Origin of the sequence: Kribbella sp. HUAS MG21, from assembly GCF_040254265.1 — a bacterium.
GTDB lineage: Bacteria > Actinomycetota > Actinomycetes > Propionibacteriales > Kribbellaceae > Kribbella.
Map to the genome: position 1 here is coordinate 5338600 of NZ_CP158165.1, position 13210 is coordinate 5351809.

Annotated in this window: 12 protein-coding genes; 7 read left to right on the forward strand and 5 right to left on the reverse strand. The window is 70.2% G+C overall.

Annotation, left to right across the window (positions count from 1 at the left end):
• Nucleotides 1-92: 92 nt before the first annotated feature.
• From ABN611_RS26035 to ABN611_RS26045, 3 genes are read left to right on the forward strand one after another with little or no spacing between them, the layout of a single operon-like run.
• Nucleotides 93-437: a hypothetical protein gene (locus tag ABN611_RS26035; RefSeq protein WP_350274855.1), complete on the forward strand. Its 345-nt coding sequence runs from the start codon at nt 93-95 to the stop codon at nt 435-437.
• Nucleotides 434-1120, forward strand: coding sequence for a hypothetical protein (locus tag ABN611_RS26040; RefSeq protein WP_350274856.1), 687 nt, complete (start codon nt 434-436; stop codon nt 1118-1120). The genes ABN611_RS26035 and ABN611_RS26040 overlap by 4 nt, the downstream gene beginning before the upstream one ends.
• Before the next feature lie 55 nt (nt 1121-1175).
• Nucleotides 1176-2015, forward strand: coding sequence for a methyltransferase domain-containing protein (locus ABN611_RS26045; protein ID WP_350274857.1), 840 nt, complete (start codon nt 1176-1178; stop codon nt 2013-2015).
• On the opposite strand, the gene ABN611_RS26050 is transcribed toward ABN611_RS26045, so the two are convergent.
• The gene (locus tag ABN611_RS26050) at nt 1987-3036 is read right to left on the reverse strand and encodes an alpha/beta fold hydrolase (RefSeq protein WP_350274858.1); all 1050 of its coding nucleotides are present in this window, start codon (nt 3034-3036) and stop codon (nt 1987-1989) included. The genes ABN611_RS26045 and ABN611_RS26050 overlap by 29 nt on opposite strands.
• Nucleotides 3033-3941: a DMT family transporter gene (locus ABN611_RS26055; protein WP_350274859.1), complete on the reverse strand. Its 909-nt coding sequence runs from the start codon at nt 3939-3941 to the stop codon at nt 3033-3035. The genes ABN611_RS26050 and ABN611_RS26055 overlap by 4 nt, the downstream gene beginning before the upstream one ends.
• A 78-nt stretch (nt 3942-4019) precedes the next feature.
• On the opposite strand from ABN611_RS26055, the gene ABN611_RS26060 reads away from it, so the two are divergent.
• Both ABN611_RS26060 and ABN611_RS26065 read left to right on the forward strand, forming a co-directional pair.
• Entirely contained in the window at nt 4020-4928 is a 909-nt protein-coding gene (locus ABN611_RS26060) for a LysR family transcriptional regulator (RefSeq protein ID WP_350274860.1), read from the forward strand.
• A 203-nt stretch (nt 4929-5131) separates the two neighbouring features.
• Nucleotides 5132-6490 (forward strand): FAD-binding oxidoreductase, encoded by a 1359-nt coding sequence (locus tag ABN611_RS26065; RefSeq protein ID WP_350274861.1) that lies wholly within the window; start codon nt 5132-5134, stop codon nt 6488-6490.
• A 40-nt stretch (nt 6491-6530) separates the two neighbouring features.
• Here ABN611_RS26065 and ABN611_RS26070 read toward each other — a convergent pair whose 3' ends face one another.
• From ABN611_RS26070 to ABN611_RS26080, 3 genes are read right to left on the reverse strand one after another with little or no spacing between them, the layout of a single operon-like run.
• Entirely contained in the window at nt 6531-7346 is an 816-nt protein-coding gene (locus tag ABN611_RS26070; RefSeq protein WP_350274862.1) for a maleylpyruvate isomerase family mycothiol-dependent enzyme, read from the reverse strand.
• A gap of 8 nt (nt 7347-7354) precedes the next feature.
• A complete protein-coding gene (locus ABN611_RS26075) occupies nt 7355-7894 on the reverse strand; it encodes a dihydrofolate reductase family protein (protein ID WP_350274863.1) in 540 nt (179 codons plus the stop codon).
• A gap of 14 nt (nt 7895-7908) precedes the next feature.
• The gene (locus ABN611_RS26080; RefSeq protein ID WP_350274864.1) at nt 7909-8472 is read right to left on the reverse strand and encodes an NAD(P)H-dependent oxidoreductase; all 564 of its coding nucleotides are present in this window, start codon (nt 8470-8472) and stop codon (nt 7909-7911) included.
• 94 nt (nt 8473-8566) lie between these two features.
• On the opposite strand from ABN611_RS26080, the gene ABN611_RS26085 reads away from it, so the two are divergent.
• Both ABN611_RS26085 and ABN611_RS26090 read left to right on the forward strand, forming a co-directional pair.
• The gene (locus ABN611_RS26085; RefSeq protein ID WP_350274865.1) at nt 8567-11587 is read left to right on the forward strand and encodes a BTAD domain-containing putative transcriptional regulator; all 3021 of its coding nucleotides are present in this window, start codon (nt 8567-8569) and stop codon (nt 11585-11587) included.
• A 76-nt stretch (nt 11588-11663) separates the two neighbouring features.
• Nucleotides 11664-13199 (forward strand): LLM class flavin-dependent oxidoreductase, encoded by a 1536-nt coding sequence (locus ABN611_RS26090; protein ID WP_350274866.1) that lies wholly within the window; start codon nt 11664-11666, stop codon nt 13197-13199.
• The last annotated feature ends 11 nt before the right edge of the window (nt 13200-13210 follow it).

The following is a 13210-nucleotide window of genomic DNA, read 5'->3' on the forward strand; positions in this document are numbered from 1 at the left end:
GGGAACTGCCCGCCCTGGCGGGAACCCACGCCCAGGCACTCGGTCCGGCGCACCGCCCACGCTGGTGCGACACCGATGAAGGGGGTAGGGAGATGTACAGATTCGGGCTCGTCCTGCTGGGGCTCCTGGCGCTGGGCGACCTGGCCACACCGCTCGTCACGGACGGGGAGCACCCGCCGATGAGCATCGCGATCGGGGCCGCGGTGGCCGGGTTGATCAGTGTGGTGCTGGTCGGGTTCGCCTGGCGCGGCAAGCGGTGGGCGCTCGCGCCGCTGATCACGCTGCGGTTGGCGTCGGCGTTGCTCGCAGTACCGGCGTTCTTCGAGTCCGGCGTACCGACAGGTGTGGTCGTCGCGGTCGGAGTAGGCGTCGCCGCGACAGTCGTCGGCGTCGTCGCGGTACTGCTGCCGCAGCGCGAGCTGGTCGGTGCGCGATGACGCAGACGATCAGCCGTACGACGACCCGCGCCGACAGCCGTACTGCGTGGCGGTGGCTGGCTGCGCTGGTTCTGCCGATCGGACCCGCGGCCGTGGCGCTGCTGCGGTTCCTGCTGCCGTACGACACGACGGACGACGTGCCGACGATTACGAGCAAGGTCGTCGGCAACCTCGATCGCGGCTCGCTGGTGATCTGGCTGGCGTACCTCGCATTCGTCACGCTAGTGCCGGCCGTGTACTTCGTCGGCCGGTTGACGCGGCGAGGTACGCCGTGGCTCACCGGGATCGCGGTGTGCCTGATGGTTCCGGGGTACCTGTCGTTGCCGACGACGACCTCGAGTGACGTGCTGATCTGGTCCGCCGGGACGGCTGGCCTCGACCAGGCGGCGATCGCGAGTGCGGCGGGGGCGACGCACGGTTCGACGGACTTGGCAGCAGCGGTGTTCGTGGTCGGTCATGTGCTGGGCACGATCCTGTTGGGGATCGCGATGTGGCGCTCGGGGATCGGGGGACGCTGGGCTGCGGTGGCGGTCGCGGTGTCGCAGCCGCTGCATCTGATCTCGGTCATCCTCAGCAATCACACGCTGGACCTGGTCGGCTGGGGTCTGCAGGCAGCGGGGTTCGCCGCGGTGGGGTGGGCGATCCTCCGGATGCCGAACGACGAATGGCAGCCGTTGCGGTGATACCGGCCCGGGCCCGTCCGGGGCTACGCTCGTCGTACTGGAGGGGGAGATCCGTATGACCGACGTACCGGACGGGTCCGGGTTGCTGACCCGGCGTGCCAGCTTCCGCGTGGCGCACGCGGCCGAGCAGAGTCTCGAACAGCAGGTCTTCATCCTGGACGTGCAGGCGAAGCGGCCCGCCGTCCGCACCTTGAAGTCCTGGGCGCTCGACCAACTCGCGCCGGCCGCCGGGGAGACGGCGGTCGACGTCGGGTCCGGCACCGGCGAGGACGTGGTCGCGTTCGCCCGGCGCGGTGCCCGCGCGATCGGCGTCGAGCCCAGTCCCGCCCTGCGGGCCGAGGCCGTACGACGTGCCGCCGACGCGGAGGTCGAGTACGTCGAAGGTCACGCGGAGGCGCTGCCTTTCGAGGACGAGTCGGTGGACGTACTGCGGTCCGAGCGGGTGCTGCAGCATGTCGACGACCCGGCGGCGGTGGTGCGGGAGATGGCCCGCGTACTGCGGCCCGGCGGCCGGATCGTGCTCATCGACACCGACTGGGCCACGGCGATCGTCCACCCGGCGGATCCCGACGTGCTGGCACGGATGGTGGATCACTTCCTGGCGGAGTCAGCCAATCCGTACTCCGGGCGTCGGCTGCGCGGCCTGCTCGCGGGTGCAGGTCTCGAGATCGTCGACGAGACCGCGGCGACGATGATCGAACCGCAGGAGGGCGCGCGGCAGGGATTCGTCGGCATGATGGTGCAGACCTCCCTGCAGGCCGGAGTCATCACGCAGGTGGAGGCGGAGAGCTTCGCCGGTGCCCTCGCGGACGCCGCCGATCGCGGCGGCTTCCACCTGTCGTTGACGATGTACGCCGTCAGCGCTGTCAAACCCCGTGCTGCTTCAGGAAGCTGACGGTTCGCGCCATCGACGTCGGCCAGGCCGGGCCGAACGCGTGCTCCTCGCCCGGATAGGTGTACATCGTCGCGTTCTTGCCCGCGCTCTTCAGGGCGGCGAGCGTCGTCCGGGACCAGGCGATCGGGCAGGTCGAGTCGGCCTCGCCGTGGTGGATCAGCAAGGGCTCGGTGATCCGGTCGAAGAAGTTGACCGCGGAGATGTTGCGCCAGAACCCCGGGTTGCGCGCCGGTTCGCCGTACGTGCGCAGGATCTGGGTGGCGATCGCGCCGTCCGGCCGGGTCCAGCGGTTGAAGTTGTCGACCGCGTTCGAGCTCACCGGGGCGAACACGACGCCGGCCTTGACCAGCCCTGGCTGCACGGCCAGCACGTTGTATGTGATCCCGCCGCCCATCGACCGCCCCAGCAGGCCGATGCGGTCCGGATCGACGTACTCCGAGGTGCGGAGGGCGAGCACCGCGTTGATGACGTCCTCCGTGTAGCCGAGGCGCAGGTCGAGTTCCGACCGCGGATCGTCCGACGACTGGGCGTGGTTGCGGTAGTCGGTGTGCAGTACGACGTACCCGCGGCGCGCGAGGTAGTCCTGCTCGCGCATGAGTCCGCGTCCATTCGTGTAGACGGCGGGGTCGATGTAGCCGTGGTTCAGGACGAGCGCCGGGTGCGGTCCCGGGGTGGACGGGACGTTCATGATGCCGGAGATCGTCAGCGCGCCGCTGCGGTAGGTGACGTGGTAGCGGGTGTACGCCGGGTTGCGGGCGAGGACCCGGGCGAGGCGGAGGTTGCCGCCGTTGTACTTCTTCGTCATCAACGCCTGCAGTGAGACGGGATGCGGTGCCGCGGAAGGGGCAGTAGTCGGCACAGGCATGGTGCGAGGTGGTGACGTGCTGGGTTGAGCGGCGGACGGCGTGGCGGAGGTCGCGGTCGACGACGGCGCAGGGGGAGCCGCGTCGTCGGTCGTACAACCCGTCGCGGCCACCGTCATCAACGCCACCGCTCCTGCCCACGCCATCCGCCGGCTCATACCGTCAAGTCTGCCGTGGGCCTCCCCGAAGTCCGCGAAAGTTCCGGCAACGATTGGCGGGCCGGCCACTGCACGATGAGCACGGCGGACAGCACCAGCGCACCGCCCAGCCATTGAGTGGCGCCGAGCTGCTCGCCGAACACCAGCGCCGCCGCGCCGACCGTCACCACCGGCTCGAAGATCGACAGGATCGAGGCCACCGACGGCCCGACGCGCGCCATCCCCGCGAAGAAGAACAGGATCGCCGCCACGGTGCTGACCAGTGCGACGGCGGCGAGCCACAGCCAACCGACCGGCGCGAATGTCAGGTCGGTGCCGCGGAAGAGGCCGAGGATCGCGAAGGTGCCGAACGCGCCCGTGCACACCAGCGCCGTCAACGCGAGCGGCGGCACGTCGGCGGTCAGCGAGTCGCCGACCAGGATGTAACACGTGTAGACGATTGGCGCGCCCAACGCCAGTACCACCCCGAGCAGGTCGAACTGCCCGCTCACCGCGCCGCTGAGCACCAGCCCGATCCCGGCGAGCGCGACGCCCAGGGCCCACACGCGCCGCCGCGACGCGCGTTCCCGGCGCAGCGCGATCGCGCCGGCCATCACCAGCACCGGATACAGGTACAGGATCAGCGCGACCAGGGAGGCGTCGATCCGGGCCAGCGCGGAGAAGTAGAAGGTGGATTGCGCGGCGTACCCGAAGGCGCCCATCGCGAGCCCCGTGACCACGGCCCGCCGCGGCAGGTTCCGCAGTACGCCACGGGTGAGGGCGACGGCCAGCAGCAGTACGCCGGCCAGCCCGAACCGGACCAGCAACAGCGCGTCGACCGACACGCCCGCGTCGTACGCGAGCTTGCCGAACACGGCCATGACCCCGAAGGTCGCGGCGGACAGAAGGCAGTAGAGGCGTCCCACGCCATCGATGGTCGGACCAGTGGACCGTTCACGTCCATCGCGGCTTCACGCACAGCATCGTGAAGCTAAGCTGAACAAATGATGGAGCTGCATCGCCTGCGCCTGCTTCGCGAGGTCCACGGCCGGGGCACCGTGCACGGAGCTGCCCGCGCGCTCGGTTACTCGCCCAGCGCGATCTCCCAGCAGCTGGCGGTGCTGGAGCGCGAAGCCGGTACACCGTTGCTCGAGCGGGTCGGGCGCAACGTCCGGCTCACCGCGGCCGGCGAGGTCCTGGTGCGGCACGCGACGACGCTGCTCGAGGGCGTGGAGGCGGCCGAGGCGGAGCTGGCCGCGGTCGCGGCGGGACGGGTCGCCGGCGTCGTCCGCATCGCGTCGTTCCAGTCCGCGTTCATCCGTGTCGTCGCGCCGGCGATCCGCAGTCTCGCGACGACGCATCCCGACGTCCGGGTCGAGGCCGCCGAGCTCGAGGTCGAGCAGGCCGCGCCCGCGCTGCGGCTGCAGCAGCTGGACGTGATGGTCGGCGACGAGTACGACGGCCGGCCGCGCGCCGTACACACCGACCTGCATCGCGAACACCTGCTCCGCGAGCACATCCGCGTCGTACTGCCCGAGGACCATCCCGCGGTCGCGGCCGAACGCGTGCCGCTCGCCGATCTGGCAGGGCTGCCGTGGGCCGCGTGCCAGCCGCGCACCGGTCACCGCGAGATGCACGTCCGTGTCTGCCGCGAGCTCGGCGGCTTCGAGCCCGACATCCGCTACAGCTCCGACGATTTCCTGATCCTGCTGGAGCTCGTCCGGACGACGGGCGCGGGCGCGCTGCTCCCGGACCTCGTCATCGGCACCGGCGCGCCAGGTGTCGCCGTACGGCTGCCGGCCGAGGGCGACGTCGGGCGCGAGGTCTTCCTGCTCACCCGACGTACCAGGACACCCGCCGTGGCCGCCGTGGCGGACGCGCTCCGAGCCGCGGGCACCGGAAGGACCACGTAATCGCCCGGGCATTGACGAAAGTGCCGCGGCTTGGGAGGGTCGAGGGGCAACGGGTGGGTCTGGGGGAGGGCCGGCACCCGTCGGGGGTTCAGGCGCTCTCTGGGGTGAAGTTCTCGCGCCGTGCTCGACGGCGGCGACCGGTCTGCGCGGTGCGCCGTACGCGCGCGCCGATCTGCGACGGGCTGCAACAGGGGAGCGAGCACATGATCGACAGCCTGCGGGAACGCACGCGGGGGCAGGTCATCACGGCAGGTGACGAGGAGTACGACGCGGCGCGCCGGGTCAACAATGCGATGCACGACAAGCGGCCGCAGGTCGTCGTCCGCTGCGAGAACGTCGGCGACGTGATCGCGGCCGTCGAGTACGCGCGGACGAACGAGCTGGACCTGGCGGTCCGCGGCGGCGGGCACAGCGTGCCCGGGTTCGGGACGGTCGACGACGGTGTCGTCATCGACCTGCGCGCGATGCGCAACGTCCGGGTCGACCCGGTGAACCGGACGGCGCGGGCCGGCGGCGGCGCGACGTGGGGCGACTTCAACGCGGCCACGCACGCGTTCGGCCTGGCCACGACCGGCGGCATCATCTCGACGACCGGCGTCGGTGGGCTGACGCTCGGCGGCGGGATCGGGTACCTCGCCCGCGGTCTCGGGTTGTCCTGCGACAACCTGGTCTCGGCGGACGTGGTGACCGCGGACGGGAAGTTCCTGATCGCCAGCGAGAAGGAGAACGAGGACCTGTTCTGGGCGCTGCGCGGTGGCGGCGGCAACTTCGGCGTCGTCACGGCGCTGGAGTTCCGGCTGGCGCCGGTGGCGACGATCTACGGCGGCCCGATGTTCTTCGAGCTGTCCGACGCGACCGCCGTACTCGCCGGGTTCCGGGAGCTGATCAAGGACGCGCCCGAGCAGCTCGGCGGGTTCCCGGCGTTCCAGATCGCGCCGCCGCTGCCGTTCATCCCGGAGGACCGGCACGGCGAGCCGTTCGCGGCGATCGTCGGGTGCTGGGCCGGCGACCTCGACGAGGGCGAGACCCAGATCTCGAAGTTCCGCGAGTTCGCGCCGGTGATGGCCGAGCACGTCGGGGCGATGCCGTACCCGGCGCTGAACAGCGCGTTCGACGCGCTGGTACCGCCCGGGCTGCAGCACTACTGGAAGGCGAACTTCGTCAGCGAGCTCACCGACGAGGCGATCCAGGCCCATCTGCGGCACGCGGACGGGCTGCCGTCGGTCAACTCGACCGTGCACATCTACCCGATCAACGGCGCCTGCCACCGGGTGACCCCGGACGGTACGGCGTTCGCGTACCGGGACGCGAACTTCGCCACGGTGATCGCCGGCATGTGGCCGGACCCGGCGCAGAACGACGCGAACATCGAGTGGGTGCGGTCGTACTACGACGACGTCGCACCGCACTCCGAGGCCGGCGGCTACATCAACTTCATGGCCGGCGACGACCAGGGCCGGATCCGCGAGAACTACCGGCAGAACTATGACCGGCTCGCGGAGGTGAAGCGCAAGTACGACCCGGGCAACCTGTTCCATCTGAACCAGAACATCGTGCCCTAGGTTCGGCGGGCGCGGCCGGGAGCGGCCGCGCCCTTGCCGGTCAGTCGGCGATGTGGGCGGTGTTGTCGAGCCAGTGCTTGGCGAGGTCGACGTCGCCCTCGACCTGGATACCGGCGGCGCCGTCGAGCGGGAGCCGTCGGGTCAGGACCTGCAGCAGTGATCCTGCCGGGCCGCTCACCGTCACATCGGCCTGATCGGCTCCGGCCTGCTCGGTCCCCGCCTGCCCGGTTCCGGTCCGCCACGCTGCTCCGTCGGGTCGCCGCTCGACCAACCAGGTGCCCGCGTCGGTGGCCAGCCACTGCAGGGTCTGGCCGGTGCCGCGGACGGCGTGGGCGGACTCGGGTCGCAGCATCTCCCAGGTCGGGGAGGTGAGCATCGCGAGGTGATTGCTGATCAGCGCCGCGGCGACGTCCGGCTCGACCTCGGCCGGTCGGCCCGCCGCGCCGGCTGCGTCGAAGCCGTGGACGACGGCCTCGTTGACGGAACTCGACAGCCAGAACTCTGTCCCGGACCGCTCGTCGCCCGCGGCGTTGAACACCGGCGCGTCGAGCGCGTCGTCGGAGCAAGCGCTCGCGACCCGCTGCGCGGACTCGGACAGCCACGCCTGCCAATCGCGGGGGTCGGTGGGGAGTGCGGCGTACTCCGTGGGCAGCTGGGTGGGGTCGGTGATGCGCCGCTCGATGATCTCGGCGACCCAGTTCTGGGTCTGGCCCACGTGCTCGACCAGTTCGGTGACGGTCCACTCCGGGGCCGTCGGTACGGCGGCGCCGGGCCCCGCCGCGGCGGCTGACTCCGCCAGCCGCCGCGTGTGCTCGAGGATCGCCTGCCGGGCGCGTTCCGGGTTGAGCTCGGTCATCAGCTGCCCTAGGACTTCGGGCCGAGCTTGTGGACGACGATGCCGGACTTGAACGTCGTCGTACCGAGCAGCTCGAGGTGGGTGGGGTCGATGCCGGTGCCGTGGAACATGTTGACGCCCTCGGCAACCACCGGGAAGACCCAGAAGTGGTACTCGTCGACGAGCTTGTTCTCCAGCAGGGTCTTCGAGAACGACCCGGTGCCGAACTTGATCAGGTCGCCGCCCTCGGACTCCTTGAGCCGGCGGACCGCGTCGGCGGCGTCGCCCTCCAGCGGCTGCGCGTTCCACGTCCACTCGGTGACGGTGCGCGAGGCGACGTACTTCGGCATCGCGTTGAAGTTGTCGGTGAACGGGTCCCCGCTGCGCGCCGACCACGCCTCGGCGAAGCTCTCGTAGGTGACCCGGCCGAGCACCTGCGCGTCGACGCCCTCCATCAGGCTCTGCGAGTAGCCGGCGTGCTCGTCGTCCCAGTACGGCGGGCTCCAGACCTGCGGGTCCTCGATGACGCCGTTCAGGGTGACGAAGGTGGATTCGATCAGCTTCCTCATGGTGCTTTCCTCTCTCACGGTTGGTACGGGCGCCGCTCGCGGGCGTCCTGGAGTGCTGCGGCCCACCAGACGAGCTGGTCGAGCATGAGCTTGGCTGCTGCCTCGTAGCCTGCCGACGGCTTGGGCCAGCCGCCGTCGGCGGTGAACTGCTCCCAGTAGCAGGGCAGTGCGACGGTGTTGCGGATGGTGACGGCCTGGAGTTCGGTGAAGACCTGGCGCAGCTGGGCGGTGGCGAGGCAGCCGCCGCCCTCCCGGCCGTAGCTGACGATCGCGACCGGCTTGGCGTGCCACTCCTCGTAGTACCAGTCCAGTGCGGTCTTCAGCGGTGCCGGGAAGCTGCAGTTGATCTCCGGGGTGACCACGGCGAACGCGTCCGCGGCGGTCAGCCTGGTGCTGAGCTCTGCGACCTCCCGCGGTGTCTCGTCGTCGGTGTCGGGCAGGGTGACCGGCAGTCTCGCAGCCGCCAGGTCGACCAGATCGACCTCGAACTGCTTGGCTGCCTGCTCTGCGAGCCAGTTGGCCACGGTAGGTCCGAACCGGCCACGCCGGGTGCTTCCGATGATCACTGCCAGTCGCATCTGCTGCCTCCCTTCCGTCTGACCCAGACTCTGTCAAAGGGCGTTTACGGTTTCTTTCCGGTGCCGCGCGGCCGGACCGGAATAAGGTGCGGTCATGCGCTTCGGGGTGTTGGGGCCGGTGACGGCGTGGACGGACGCGGGGACACCTGTGGTCGTCCAGGGGCTCAAGGTGCGGGCCCTGCTCGCCGACCTGCTCGTTCACGAGGGCAGGCCGGTGCCGGCGGACCGGCTGATCGACGACCTGTGGGGCTCGGAGCTGCCCGGGAACCCGGCCGGCACGCTGTCCGCCAAGGTGTCCCAGTTGCGGCGTGCCTTCGAGGATGCTGAGCCCGGCAGCCGGGCCCTGGTGCGGTCCGGACCGGCCGGGTACTCGATCGCTGTCGACAGCTCCAACTACGACGCGCTCCGCTTCGACGAGCTGCTGGGCGCCGGTGCTGTTGACAAGGCGCTGGCACTGTGGCGCGGTCCGGCGTACGCCGATTTTGCGGACGATGCGTTTGCCGAGACGGCAGTGGCGCGGCTGACTGACCTGCGCCTGACGGCACTCGAGCGGGCAGAGCTGCCGGTGGTCGATCTCGCTGCTCTGGTCAAGGAGCACCCGCTGCGTGAGGGCTTGCGAGCCGCGCACATGCGGGCCCTGTACCGGGCTGGTCGGCAGTCCGAGGCTCTGGAGAGCTACGAGCAGCTGCGGGAGCTGCTGCTGGAGGAGCTGGGGCTGGATCCCAGTCCGGAGCTGGTCGCGCTGCAGCAGTCGATCCTGGCGCAGGAGCTGCCGCACGCGCGGAGCAACCTGCCTGCTGCTGTGACTGAGCTGATCGGACGGTCTGATGCATTGGCTGACATCGGCTCGGCGCTGGGCACCTCCCGGCTGGTGACCCTCACTGGGCCGGGCGGTGTCGGCAAAACCCGTCTCGCGCTGGCCTCGGCTGCTGCGGCGGCGGACCGGTTTGCTGACGGGGTCGTCCTGGTCGAGTTTGCGGCCATCACGCCTGATGCGCTGTCTGTCGCCGACGCGCTCACTGACGCTGTGCAGACAGCACTCGACCTGCGTGACACCGACGACTCGCCTGTTGCCGATCGGCTGGCAGCCGTGATGGGCTCCCGGCTGCTCGTGCTGGACAACTGCGAGCAGATCGTCGAGGAGGTCGCGGCGCTCACAGACCGGCTGCTGGCGGCCGCGCCAGGTCTGCGCGTGCTGGCGACCAGCCGTGAGCCGCTGGGCCTGGCCGGCGAAGTCGTCTGGAGTGTGCCGCCGCTGTCCGTCCCTCCGCTGTCGGGTGGTGTGGAGGAGGTCGCGGAGTGCAGTGCGGCGCAGCTGTTCGTCAACCGAGCGGCCGCGGCGTCGCGGGGGTTCGCCCTGACCGAGGAGACCGTGGCTGACGTTGCCGTGTTGTGCCGGCGGCTGGACGGGATTCCGCTCGCGCTGGAGCTTGCGGCGACGCGGGTGCGAGCGCTGGGAGTACGTGGGCTCGTAGCGCGGCTGGACGACCGCTTCCGATTGCTGGCCACAGGTCATCGCGGTGCCGCACCACGTCAGCAGACGTTGCACGCGATGATCGACTGGAGCTGGGAGCTGCTCTCCGACGAGGAGCAGACTGTGCTGCGGCGTCTCGCAGTACATGCGGACGGCTGTACTGCGGAAGCGGCGGCGGCTGTTTGCGGCGCGGACGACGTACTGGATGTGCTGGTGCGCCTCGTCGACCGGTCGCTCGTCGTACCTATGGAGGGCCGGTTCCGGCTGCTCGAGTCGGTGGCGGCGTACTGCGTGGACAAGCTGCGGGCGGCGGACGAGCTGGAGTCGACCCGTCAACGGCACATGGCGTACTACGTGTCGCTGGCTGAGGAGGCCCGGCCGGGGCTGTTCGGTGGGGAGCAGAGCCGTTGGTTGCAGTTGCTCGACGAGGACTCTGCCAACTTCCGGACCGCGCTGGACCGTGCTGTCGCTACTGGGCAGGTGGAGCTCGCCGAACGGCTTGTGGATGCGCTGGCTTGGTACTGGTTCCTGCGCGGCCGCTATGCCGAGGCGCTGCGGTCCCTGGAAGCTGTGCCGGGGTCTGCGCGGGCTGGTGCGTGGCGGGCCGGCTACTTGTACCTGCTCGGCCACCCTGGTGCTCCGGCCGAGCGGGACCGCTGGGTCGACGAGGCGGACGCCATGGGGCAGTGGTGGATCGCCAACGCTGCCAGCGATGTCGGCGAGCTCTCGACGTGCCTGTCGCTGCTGGAACAGGCGCTGAAGGGCTTCGAGGCCGAGGGCAACCAGTGGGGCGTGGCCGCGGTGCTGGCGGCCCGGGCGAAGCATGCGCATGTGCGGGCGGACCTGTCGGCGTTGTACGACGACGCGTCCCGGAGCATCGCGATCTTCCGTGCCCTGGGAGACCGCTGGGGCGTACTGCAGGCGACGGGGTGGTTCGGGGCGCACGCGGAGCTCGTCGGTGAGTTCGGGGAGGCGGAGCGGCTGCACCTCGAAGGCGTCGAGGCGGCGGAGGAACTCGGGCTGTGGCCGGAGGTCGCGAGCGGGCTGGGCATGCTCGGCTGGACCGCGATCCGGCAAGGCCAGTACGAGTCCGCGCGGAGGTACGGTGAGCGCGCGCTGCGACTGGCCACCGAGCAGGGGCAACGGTCGATCCAGGCCCTGGCGGAGCTCGTGCTCGGCTTCGCGGCGCGTCGTACCGGTGCTCTGGACGAGGCTGCCGAGCGGTTGCAGGCGCTGATCGACACGGCCCGCCAGCAGAAGGAGGCGGTCCTCTACCTGTCGATCGTGCTGGTCGAGCTCGGGTTCGTCAGGGAGCTGCAGGGCCGTTCGGAGGAGGCGCTGAAGCTGCACGCGGAGTCGTTCCGGGTGTCCGAGGAGTTCGAGTCGCTGCGCGGGATGTGCTGGTCCCTGGAGGGGATCGCCGGGTGCCACCCGGACAAGAGGCTCGCGGCGACGCTCCTCGGGAGTTGTGCGGCGACGCGGGCGACCGAGAACTATCTGATGGCCGCCACGGAGGCTGAGGATCTCGACCGGGCGGTGACGGCGGCGAGGTCAGCGTTGTCGCCTGCGGACTACGAGGACGCCTACACGCGGGGAACGGCCCTCAGCCTGGGCGAGGCGTTCTCGCTGATCCGTGACTAGATGTTCTGTGGTTGAGATTATCTGTTTGGCCAAGTAATTTGTGCGGTGAGCCCACTTCGACAGGTGAAGGTGAACCATGGACTACGGCCACGAGTTGGTCTTCGGCACGTTCCTGACCCCGGCGGTCGACGCCCCGGACCGCGTGATCGCGCTGGCCCAGCTGACCGAGCAGGTCGGTCTCGACCTGGTGAGCTTCCAGGACCATCCGTACCAGCCGCGGTTGCTGGACGCGTGGACGCTCTTGTCCGTGGTCGCCGCCCAGACCCAGCGCGTGAAGCTGACGACCAACGTCGCCAACCTCCCGCTGCGGCACCCCGTGGTCCTCGCACGCAGTGTGGCCACGCTCGACCTCATCACCGGCGGGCGGGTGGAGCTCGGTCTGGGCGCCGGCGGCTTCCTCGAGGCGGTCGCCGCCAACGCCGGGCCCCGGCTGACGACCGGGCAGAGCATCACCGCGCTGGAGGAGGCCATCGCGATCATGCGCGAGGTCTGGACGCCTGAAGGCGGCGGCATCCGGCTGCCCGGCAAGCACTACACGGTGTCCGGTGCGAAGCGCGGTCCGGCGCCGGCGCACGACGTGTCGATATGGCTGGGTGCTTACAAGCCGCGGATGCTCGCTCTGACCGGACGCCTCGCGGACGGATGGCTGCCGAGCAGCGGGTACGCCGGTCCGGACCAGCTCGCCGCCATGAACAAGGTGATCGACGAGGCGGCTGTGGAGGCCGGGCGGGACCCTGCGGAGATCCGGCGGCTGTACAACGTCGGCGGTCGGTTCAGCGGCGGCGGTGGGTTCCTGCAGGGGCCTGAGGAGCTGTGGATCGACCAGCTGACCGAGCTGACGTTGGGGGAGGGGATGAGCACCTACATCCTTGCCTCCGACAACCCTGACGACATCCGGCGGTTTGCTGAGGTGGCTGCGGGGGTGCGTGAGGCTGTGTCCGTGGCGCGCGCGGGTGGGCGTGTTGCTGCTGCTGGTGGTGCTGCTGGTGGTGCTGCTGCCGGGCGTCCTGCGGGTGGCTTCACCGTCGTACCTACACCGCCTCCTGCTGTGCGGCGTAGCGCAGTACAGCTGCTGGACGAGGCGGAGCGGCCGACCGGTCCGGTGCCGGACCCGGGGCGGACCTATACGCCGTACCAGCTGCAGTCCGGTCAGCACCTGATCGACGTACACGATCACCTGCGTGCTGAGCTGGAGCAGGTGCGTGACCTGGTGGAGCAGGTCGCCGCCGGGACGCTCGGGGTGGGTGCGGCGCGGTCGCACATCAACACGATGACCATGCGGCAGAACAACTGGACCCTGGGGACGTACTGCGAGTCGTACTGCCGGCTGGTCACGACGCATCACTCGCTGGAGGACGCGTCGCTGTTCCCGCATCTGCGCCGGGCGGATCCTGCTCTGGTGCCGGTGGTGGACCGGTTGCAGGAGGAGCACAAGATCATCCACGACGTGCTCGAAGGCGTCGACAAGGCGCTGGTCGCGCTGGTTGACGGATCAGGAAGCATCGACGGCTTGCGGGCTGCCGTCGACCTGCTGGACGACACGCTGTTGTCGCACCTGTCGTACGAGGAGCGTGAACTGGTCGAGCCGTTGGCGCGGCTCGGGGTCTTGTGACTGTTTGGTCT